We start from the raw sequence: 9691 nt of genomic DNA, 5'->3' as shown, positions 1-9691 counted from the left end.
CCATATAACACCCAAGCAATTTGCGTCGAAAGGCCAGATTGCGGTGTGTGAAGACGAAACGAACCGAAAGTTCGATGTTCACAAACACCGAAAGCTGTCACATACCCAATTTGCTGAAGCGAGGCCATCTGGCCACGACTCGGTACCCGAATTTCTTGACGACCATAGAGCGTTGGAACCACCTGATCCCATCCCGAACTCAGCAGTGAAACGATGCATCGCCGATGGTAGTGTGGGGTTTCCCCATGTGAGAGTAGGTCATCGTCAAGATTAAATTCCGAAACCCCAATTGCGAAAGCAGTTGGGGTTTTGTTTTGCCCGCAGGAAAGTTCTTACAGCATTCACGGACCTCGTCCGGCTGTCATAGCGTGTCGACAATGCTAAGGTTCTGACCTGGTTTTCGTACTTTTTCAAGGAAGTCTTTATGCCGGACGCCCAGTCCCTCAACGCTGCATTCATGGTGGTTCAGAGCAATAGCCTGGACGAACTGCGCAGCTTGGTGGTCAGCATCATGCGGCGCTATCCGCTGGCTCCCCTGGAGAACGAAATTGCGTTGGTGCAGAGTAACGGCATCGCCCAATGGCTAAAGCTGGCCCTGGCTGAAGATCCAGAAGAAGACGACCTCGGTGGTTGCGGCATCGCCGCAGCGATTGATGTGCAACTGCCCGGTAGCTTTATGTGGCAGCTCTATCGCATGGTTTTGGGGCGAGAAGAAATTCCGGCCAAATCCCTGCTCGATAAAGCACCACTAACCTGGCGCCTCATGCGTTTGCTACCCCAGGTCATCGACCGTGCGCATTTCGAGCCGCTGCAACGCTTCCTTACCCACGACACTGACTTGCGCAAGCGCTATCAATTGTCTGAGCGTCTAGCGGATCTTTTCGACCAATATCAGGTGTATCGGGCTGACTGGCTTGAGGATTGGGCCGAAGGGCGGCATCAATTACGAAATGTCAGAGGCGAGGTAAAATCTTTGCCCGCTACCAGCTGCTGGCAAGCCGAATTGTGGCGTGCACTACTGAATGACGTGGGGGAACAAGGCATGGCGCAGAGTCGCGCCGGCGTTCACCAGCGATTCATCGAGCGGATCAACAACCTTGCGATAGCTCCTGCAGGACTGCCATCGCGAGTGATTGTTTTCGGGATTTCGTCGTTACCGGCCCAGGTCCTTGAAGCGCTGGCCGGACTCGCGCGTTTCAGCCAGGTTCTGTTGTGTGTACATAACCCTTGCCGTCACCACTGGGCCGATATCGTCGCCGACAAGGATTTGCTGCGTCACCAATACAAGCGACAGTCCCGCAAGAGCGGAATGCCCGTCGTGCTGGATCCCGAAACACTGCACCAGCATGCCCATCCATTATTGGCAGCATGGGGTAAGCAAGGTCGTGACTACATCAACCTGCTCGACAGTTACGACGATCCCAACAGCTACCGCGCCGTATTTCGCGACGGTCGCATTGACCTGTTTAGCGAATCTGAGCCACACAATCTGCTCAATCAACTTCAGGACGATATCCTGGAGCTGCGTCCACTCAACGAGACCCGCGAGCACTGGCCTGCTGTTGATCTGAATGAAGACGATTCGATCCGTTTTCACATTGCCCACAGCGCTCAGCGCGAAGTGGAAATCCTGCATGACCAGCTACTGGCGCGCTTCAGTGCCAATCCGAATCTGCGCCCTCGCGATGTGATCGTAATGGTGCCGGATGTCGACAGTTATGCACCGCATATACGCGCGGTGTTTGGTCAACTCGACCGGTATGACCCACGCTTCATTCCCTTCACATTGGCAGATCAGGGGCAGCGTGGCCGCGACCCGTTACTGATCGCGGTCGAGCACCTGCTCAAGCTGCCGGACAGTCGTTTCCCCGTCAGCGAAATCCTCGACCTGCTCGACGTTCCGGCATTGCGTGCCCGGTTCGGCGTAGAAGAGCGGGACCTGCCAACACTGCATCGCTGGATCGAAGGGGCGGGCGTCCGCTGGGGGATGAACGCCGAGCAGCGTGCCGGGCTCGGGCTGCCAGACGAACTTGAACAGAACAGCTGGCATTTTGGCCTGCGCCGAATGCTCTTGGGTTACGCCGTCGGTACCGCCAATGCCTGCTCTGGGATTGAGCCGTATGATGAAATCGGCGGCCTGGATGCCGCATTGATCGGGCCGTTGGTAGCGTTGCTCGATGCTCTGGAACTCGCCCATCAGCAGCTCACACAAGCGGCTCAACCCAAAGAGTGGGGGCAGAGACTCCAAGCGCTTATGCAGCTGTTCTTCAAAGCCAGTAATGAACATGACGACTACTTGCTTACCCAACTGGAAGAGCTTCGTGAAACCTGGCTGGAGACCTGTGAGACGGTAGGTCTGGTAGATGAGCTGCCGCTGACTGTCGTCCGTGAAGCCTGGCTCGCTGGCCTAGATCAGGGCCGTTTGTCTCAGCGTTTCCTGGCCGGTGCGGTGAACTTTTGTACGTTGATGCCGATGCGCGCCATTCCCTTTAAGCTGGTTTGTTTGTTGGGGATGAACGACGGCGATTACCCCCGTGCGCAACCCCCGCTGGATTTCGATCTGATGGGCAGCGACTACCGCCCTGGAGACCGCTCGCGGCGTGAAGATGACCGCTATCTGTTGCTCGAGGCGCTCCTGTCGGCACGTGATCAGCTCTATATCAGTTGGGTCGGCCGCAGCATTCGCGACAACAGTGAGCGACCTGCATCAGTGTTGATTGGCCAGTTGCGTGATCACCTCGCCAGCGGCTGGCGATTGATCGACGAAAGCCAGGATCTGTTAGGCGCCATGACCCAAGAGCATCCGCTGCAGCCGTTCAGTGCGCGCTATTTCCATGAAGGCGATCAACTGTTCAGCTATGCCAGTGAGTGGCAGGTGTTGCATCAACAGCATGCGCCCCAGGTCCACGCAGAATTACTTACGCCCTATGTTCAGGAAGAACCTCTGAGCCTGGCCCTGCTACAGGATTTCCTGCGTAACCCGACACGACATTTTTTTACCCAACGACTCAAGGTGTATTTCGAAGCCGCCGAAGCTCCGCTGGCTGATGAAGAACCTTTCGTGCTGGACGCATTGCAGCGCTATACGCTCAGCGACAGCCTGCTCGAAGCCGCTCTCAGACAGCCGGACAATATCGATCAGGCACTCGAGGCTCAGGCACGAAGGCTGCAAAACAGCGGATTGTTGCCCATGGCCGGTTTTGGCGAATGCCTGCAGCGGGAGCTGATCGAACCGCTCCCCGACCTGTTGCAACGTTATCAACAGCTACTGACGTTGTGGCCGACACCGATGACCAGCGCCATCCCGGTCAATCTCGATTTTCAGGGTTTGCGGCTTGAAGGCTGGCTCGCAGGCCTGCATCAGCGCGCTGATGGTGGCTTGTTAGCAGTCACGACCATTCCCAACAGCATTGGCTCGATCAAAAGTCGTAAGTGGCATCGGCTGACCAAACCGTGGGTGAATCATCTTGCCGCCTGCGCCAGCGGACTTTCACTGACCACGGCATTGGTCGCCAGTGACGACACGTTGCTGCTGGAGCCGATGGAGCCAGCCCGCGCGTTTAGCCTCCTTGGCGATTTACTCCTCGCCTGGCAGGCCGGCATGCGCCAACCATTGCCGGTTGCGGTAAAGACCGCATTCGCCTGGCTGTCGCAGACCGATCCGGTCAAAGCTGACGCTGCGGCCCGTAAAGCCTACGAGGGTGACGGCCAGACTAGCGAGGGTGAGCGCCGTGAGAGTCCGGCATTGTCCCGACAATTTGCCGACTTCGACGCATTACTCGCGGATGAGACGTTCTCCGGTTGGTGCGACACCCTGTACCGCCCCCTGCATGAAGCCCCTTGGCGTTCATTGTCCAGCGAAGGCCCCCGCTCATGAGCACGAAGACACCGCTGGCCCTGGCATTTCCGCTGCGTGGCAGCCAGTTAATCGAAGCGAGTGCCGGTACCGGCAAAACCTTCACCATTTCTGCGCTCTATCTGCGGCTCATTCTCGGGCACGGCGGTGAGTTGAGCGGGTTTGCCCGCGAATTGTTGCCTCCGCAGATCCTCGTGGTGACGTTCACCGACGCGGCGACCAAAGAGCTGCGCGAGCGAATTCGTACGCGACTGGCCGAGGCGGCGAGGTTTTTTCGCGACGAGACCCCCGCCCCTGACGGATTGATCGCTGACCTGCGCGATCAGTTCGATCCTCAGCAATGGCCCGGCTGTGCCAATCGCCTCGATATCGCTGCGCAATGGATGGATGAAGCCGCGGTCTCGACCATCCACAGCTGGTGTCAGCGCATGCTGCGCGAGCATGCGTTCGACAGCGGCAGCCTGTTCACTCAATCCCTGGAAACCGATCACAGCGATTTGCTCGGTGAAGTGCTGCGCGATTACTGGCGGCTGTTCTGTTACCCGATGCAGGGGGATGCGCTGAATTGGGTTCGTAGCAACTGGGGTGGACCTGCAGCGTTGCTACCCCGAGTACGCGGACTGTTCGCCAGCGAGCGCGACAGCGACGAAGGCAAGGCACCCGCAGAGCTTATCGAGGAGTGTTTGCAGGAGCGCCGCTCGGCATTGATCGAGTTGAAGATGCCTTGGCGTCAATGGGCGGACGAGTTGCTCGTCATGTGCCATCAAGGCGTTGCCAGCAAGACTGTCGATGGTCGCAAGATGCAGGCGCGTTACTTTGAACCCTGGTTCGAGAAGCTCAAGGCCTGGGCCGAAGACGAGTCTTTGGAGCAACTGGACATCGGCACCGGCTTCACCCGCCTGACCCCCGACGGCATGGCCGAAGCGTGGAAGGGGCAGGCCCCAAGTCACCCGGGGCTCGATGCTATGTCCGGACTCAAATCGAGTCTTGATGCACTGCCAACGCCTGATGCCGCTGTCCTGCAACACGCCGCCAATTGGGTGGGCACACGCTTTGAAGAAGAGAAGCGCCGCCGTGCCGAAATGGGTTTTGACGACATGCTGCTGCGCCTGGATGCCGCGCTGCAATCCGACGGCGGCGAACGTCTGGCAACGTTGATCCGTGAGCAATTCCCGGTCGCGCTGATTGACGAGTTCCAGGACACCGACCCGGTGCAATACCGCATCTTCGAAAGCATCTATCGCATCGAAGACAACAACCCCGATACCGGTTTGTTTCTGATCGGCGATCCCAAGCAAGCGATTTACGCTTTTCGCGGTGCGGACATCTACACCTATTTACGTGCCCGTCAGGCCACCACCGGCCGACTGCATACGCTGGGCACCAATTTCCGCTCCAGTCACGGCATGGTCAAAGCGGTCAACCATGTATTCGAACGCGCCGAGTCCCGAGAGCTGGGACGCGGCGCGTTTTTGTTCCGGGAGAAAAACGGCGAGAACCCCGTGCCGTTTCAACCGGTGGAATCGCAAGGTCGTAAAGAGAAACTGCAGATTGCCGGAAAAGACATTGGCGCATTGAATGTCTGGCACTTGTCCACAGACCAACCGCTGTCGGGAGCGGTTTATCGGCAACAGTTGGCGGCCGCCTGTGCTAGCCAAATAACGGCATTGCTCAATGGCGGGCAATCCGGCAGTGCGGGGTTTGTTCAGGACGGTGAAGATTTCAGAGGGCTGCGGCCTTCGGACATCGCGATCCTCGTCCGCGACGGTAAAGAGGCTCAAGCGGTTCGCGGCGAGCTTGCCGCCCGCGGTGTGCGCAGCGTTTATCTGTCGGACAAGGATTCGGTGTTTGCGGCCCAAGAGGCCCACGACCTGCTGTCCTGGCTCAAAGCCTGCGCCGAGCCGGATGTCGAACGTTCGCTGAAAGCTGCGCTGGCCTGTATCACTCTGAACTTGCCACTGGCTGAACTGGAGCGGCTGAATCAGGACGAACTGGTTTGGGAAGCTCGAGTCATGCAGTTTCGTGGCTATCGCGAACTCTGGCGCAAGCAAGGCGTGCTGCCGATGTTGCGCCGCCTGCTTCACGACTTCCATTTGCCACAGACCTTGATGACACGCAGCGATGGCGAGCGGGTGCTGACCAACCTGCTTCACCTGTCGGAACTGATGCAGCAGGCCGCCGCAGAGCTGGACGGTGAGCAAGCGCTGATCCGCCATCTGGCCGAGCTTCTTGCATTGTCGGGTCAGGCGGGTGAAGAGCAGATCCTGCGCCTGGAAAGTGACGAGCAACTGGTCAAGGTCGTGACCATCCACAAGTCCAAAGGCCTTGAGTATCCGCTGGTGTTCCTGCCGTTCATCTGCTCGGCGAAACCCGTGGACGGTAGTCGATTGCCGCTGCATTACCACGACGCTACGGGCAAGGCTCAGGTGAGTCTCAAACCGACCGTCGAGTTGATTGCGCAAGCGGACGAAGAGCGTCTCGCCGAAGATCTGCGTTTGCTCTATGTCGCCCTGACTCGTGCGCAACATGCCTGCTGGTTAGGCGTGACGGATCTCAAACGGGGCAATAACAACAGCTCGGTGCTGCACCTTTCTGCGCTGGGCTATCTGCTGGGTGGTGGTGCCTCTCTGGGTGAATCCAGTGGACTCAACCGATGGTTGCAAGACCTGCAGCAAGACTGCCCGGCTATCGACATCGGCGAAATGCCGCAACCCACCGACGAGCATTACCAACCTCCGCGCAATGAAGCCGTCCTCAGTGCCACGTTGCTGCCCAAGCGCAAGGCCAGTGAGAACTGGTGGATCGCGTCGTATAGCGCGCTGCGCATCAGTGATGTGCTGAGTGTCGGCAGCGATGAAGCACCGGACAGCCCGCAAGCACAAAAGCTTTTCGATGACGAACGCCTCGACCCGGATGCGCCGCGAGAAATCATAACCGGCGGCGCCGATATCCATCGCTTCCCCCGTGGTCCCAATCCGGGAACGTTTCTTCACGGTTTGCTGGAGTGGGCGGGTGATGACGGTTTCGCCGTTTCCCGCGAGGCGCTGGAGGACGCGATTGGCCGGCGCTGCAACCTGCGTGGCTGGGAAGGCTGGATCACCACCCTCAGTGACTGGTTGCAACACCTGCTCAAGTCGCCACTGCCAATCGCTGATGGGCGGCCACCGGTGATTCTCGAACAGCTGACACAGTACCGAGTCGAGATGGAATTCTGGTTCGCCAGCCATAAAGTCGACGTGCTGAAACTCGACGAACTGGTACGCCAGTTCACCCACAATGGTGTGGCCCGGGTTGGCGCAGAGCCAGTGCAACTCAACGGCATGTTCAAAGGCTTCATCGACCTGACCTTTGAACACGATGGCCGCTATTACGTGGCCGACTACAAGTCCAACTGGCTGGGTGTGGACGATCTGGCCTACACCGAGCACGCCATGGAACAATCGATTCTGGACAACCGCTACGACCTGCAATACGTGTTGTATCTGTTGGCGTTGCATCGTCAGCTCAAGGCCCGTTTGCCCGACTACGATTACGACCGGCATGTTGGCGGGGCGCTGTACCTGTTCTTGCGCGGCACTCGCTCAGACAGCCGCGGTGTGTACTTTGCCCGACCGCCTCGTGAGTTGATCGAGCGTCTCGACCGGATGTTCCAGGGCAAACCCGAACCCAAGGCCGAACCCGCATGGGAACAGGGAGTCCTGCTATGAGCCGCACGTTTGCCGATCTGTTGCCGACACCGCTGGCAGCCGACAGTCTGTCGAGACTTTCGCCCCTGACAAGCGCCGATGACTTGCTGCTGTTGCTTACCCGTTGGGTCGAGCGTGGCTGGTTGCGTGCGCTGGACAAGGCATTCGTCGCATTTCTTCACGAGCTTGAGCCCGATACCGATCCGTTGGTGCTGCTCGCTGCAGCGCTGACCAGTCATCAACTCGGCCACGGTCATGTTTGTCTGGATTTGTTCGAAACCCTTAAAGCGCCTGACTTTGCGTTGTCGCTGCCACCCGAAGGCGACGTGCAAGGTGGTGTGTTGTTGCTGCCTTCACAATTGCTTGAAGCGCTTGATGGCGCGCATTGGTGCAAGGCGTTGGCGGGCAGTGGCCTGGTCGCGCTGGCAGCCGATACCCGCGAAGCCGCGCAGAATCGCCCACTGGTGCTGTCCGGAAAACGTTTATACCTGCGGCGCTACTGGGCTTACGAACGCCGCATCGATATGGCGTTGCGCCAGCGTCTCGCCCAGGGCGAGGCGACGCCGGATGACCTGCCGCAACGGCTCAATGAGCTGTTCGGTTCGGCCAAAACCGATGAGGTGATCGACTGGCAGAAACTCGCCTGTGCCCTCGCTACCCGCGGTGCATTCAGTATCGTCACCGGTGGACCGGGCACCGGCAAAACCACCACAGTGGTGCGCTTGCTTGCGTTGCTGCAAGCGCCAGCGGTGGAGGCTGGTCATCCGCTGCGAATTCGCTTGGCTGCACCGACAGGCAAAGCGGCTGCGCGATTGACCGAATCCATCAGCCAACAAGTGCAATCGCTGAAAGTCGCCGAAGGCGTACGCGCAAAAATCCCCTGCGACGTGACCACTGTGCACCGCTTGCTGGGCAGTCGTCCCGGTACGAGACACTTCCGCCACCATGCCGGCAACCGTTTACCGCTGGATGTGCTGGTGGTCGATGAAGCGTCGATGATCGACCTGGAAATGATGGCCAACCTGCTCGACGCCCTGCCTGCCCATGCACGTCTGGTGCTGCTGGGTGACAAGGATCAGTTGGCCTCGGTAGAGGCCGGTGCCGTGTTGGGGGATTTGTGCCGTGACGCTGAAAGCGGTTGGTATAGCCCGCAGACTCGGCAATGGCTGGAGTCGGTCAGCGGTGAATCGTTGCAGGCCAGCGGCTTGCATGAGGACCTCGACGGCTCCCATCCGCTGGCGCAACAAGTGGTGATGTTGCGTCACTCCCGGCGCTTTGGCGAAGGCAGCGGTATCGGCCAGCTTGCACGCCGGGTCAATCAACAGTTGCCGGATGAGGCGCGTCAGTTGCTGGTGGCGGGGCAGTATGAGGATGTGTATTCGTTGCCGCTCAAGGGCGAGCACGATCTGCACCTCGAGCGACTCTTGCTTGAGGGTCATGGCGGCGGACCGCAAGGCTATCGGCATTACCTGAAAGTATTGCGTGATCAGCGTCCACCGCTGGACAGGCCGCTCGAACATCCGGACTGGATCAACTGGGCCCGCGAGATCTTGCAGGCATTCGACACCTTCCAGCTGTTGTGTGCGGTGCGCAAGGGGCCGTGGGGTGTGGAGGGTTTGAACCAGCGCATCACCGCTGCATTGCTCAAGGCGCGACTGATCGACAACGACCAGCAATGGTACGAAGGTCGGCCAGTGCTGATGACCCGCAATGACTACGGTCTGGGCCTGATGAACGGTGACATTGGAATTGCCCTCAAACTGCCCGAGCGCGAAGGTCCTGCCGCCGGTAAACCGGTGCTGCGCGTGGCTTTTCCGCGCAACGATGGCCAGGGTGGCGTGCGCTTTGTGTTGCCGAGTCGTTTAAATGATGTCGAAACCGTCTACGCGATGACCGTACACAAGTCTCAAGGGTCGGAGTTCGCCCACACCGCATTGATCCTGCCGGACGCCTTGAACCCCGTGCTGACCAAGGAGCTGATCTATACCGGCATCACCCGGGCCAAGCATTGGTTCACCTTGATCGAACCGCGTGCCGGAGTTTTTGAAGAGGCCGTGCAGCGCAAGGTAAAACGCTTGAGCGGGTTGATGCTGGAACTGGAGGAGGGCACCGAGCCCCGGGGATGAAGGTTTCGTTGAATGAGGCTGAC

At 59.0% G+C, this 9691-nt stretch carries 3 protein-coding genes and 1 rRNA gene; all 4 read left to right on the top strand.

Features of this window, described 5'->3' with window-relative positions:
* Positions 1 to 154 precede the first annotated feature (154 nt).
* The 4 genes from rrf (at position 155) to recD (ending at position 9668) form a co-directional block, all read left to right on the top strand.
* Positions 155 to 270 (top strand): 5S ribosomal RNA (gene rrf, locus JJD74_RS03795).
* A 154-nt stretch (positions 271 to 424) separates the two neighbouring features.
* On the top strand, positions 425 to 3877 hold the full coding sequence (recC, locus tag JJD74_RS03790; protein ID WP_200611465.1) for an exodeoxyribonuclease V subunit gamma: 3453 nt from the start codon (positions 425 to 427) through the stop codon (positions 3875 to 3877).
* Entirely contained in the window at positions 3874 to 7563 is a 3690-nt protein-coding gene (gene recB, locus JJD74_RS03785; protein ID WP_200611463.1) for an exodeoxyribonuclease V subunit beta, read from the top strand. Before recC ends, recB begins: the two co-directional genes overlap by 4 nt.
* Positions 7560 to 9668, top strand: coding sequence for an exodeoxyribonuclease V subunit alpha (recD, locus tag JJD74_RS03780; RefSeq protein ID WP_200611461.1), 2109 nt, complete (start codon positions 7560 to 7562; stop codon positions 9666 to 9668). Before recB ends, recD begins: the two co-directional genes overlap by 4 nt.
* Positions 9669 to 9691: the final 23 nt, after the last annotated feature.

This window comes from Pseudomonas sp. MF6776 (genome assembly GCF_016613125.1).
Taxonomy (GTDB): Bacteria; Pseudomonadota; Gammaproteobacteria; order Pseudomonadales; family Pseudomonadaceae; genus Aquipseudomonas; species Aquipseudomonas iridis.
The sequence above is the reverse complement of the archived record's forward strand: the minus strand, read 5'-3'. Positions and strand labels throughout refer to the sequence as shown.